Source organism: Bifidobacterium sp. UBA6881, assembly GCA_002451435.1.
In the GTDB taxonomy this organism is placed as follows: domain Bacteria; phylum Actinomycetota; class Actinomycetes; order Actinomycetales; family Bifidobacteriaceae; genus Bifidobacterium.
The window spans coordinates 4,015-4,777 of sequence record DKCF01000059.1; the positions used below are offsets into that span (position 1 = coordinate 4,015).

The following is a 763-nucleotide window of genomic DNA, read 5'->3' on the forward strand; positions in this document are numbered from 1 at the left end:
GTCTCGCGCGAAACCGACTCATCTATGGCGAGGCTCGAATACTTGTCGGCGTCACCGATGCGTCCGGTCCTTACCAGATTCGACTGCATGACATCGAGCGTGTGCATGAATCGACGGATGTCATCATCGCTCAGCCCCTGCAGCAACGCGTTTTCCATGGCGATCGCATTGCTGTGCAACGCCTCGGCGATGTTCCGCGCCTTATCGGTCAGCACGATTCTTTTCAGACGCGCGTCCTGCGGAACCGACTCGCGGGCAATCAACCCCTTGCGCTCCATCAAGCCCAGCACCCGGCAGGACGTCGAACGGGTGATGCCGAAGCGCCGTTCCACATCCTGAGGGAACACCTCACGCCGCGCATTGCGCGACAGGTACGAGATGATGTCGATGTTGTTTCCAGTCAGTCCCTCCACTTCTTTTGGATGGGTGACCGAAAGGTACCGGTTGATGACATTGTGCAACGATCGGATGGCGACGCTCGGCGGTTTGCATACACCCCGCTCCCACGCCCTGGCGAACGCGGGATTCACCGGAGCCGTTTCGTTGTTCGGTTCTTCTGTCACAATCCCATAGCATAATCGGTTGCATATACAACAGTTGTATATGCAACAATTCTGCGTGTCGCAAAATGCTCCGCCACCGTCCATGCGGTCAAAAAACATCCAAGCGGTGGCAGAAAATACCCGCTCACCAGCCATCCACGCAACCAAATCAACCAGTGGCTGGAGAAAACGCCTGCCATCGCACCACTCACGCAACCAAA

At 56.7% G+C, this 763-nt stretch carries 1 protein-coding gene; it reads right to left on the reverse strand.

What is annotated here, in order from left to right:
* On the reverse strand, positions 1 to 763 hold a 763-nt coding region (locus B3C64_RS04665), incomplete at both ends, for a MarR family winged helix-turn-helix transcriptional regulator (protein ID WP_349679957.1).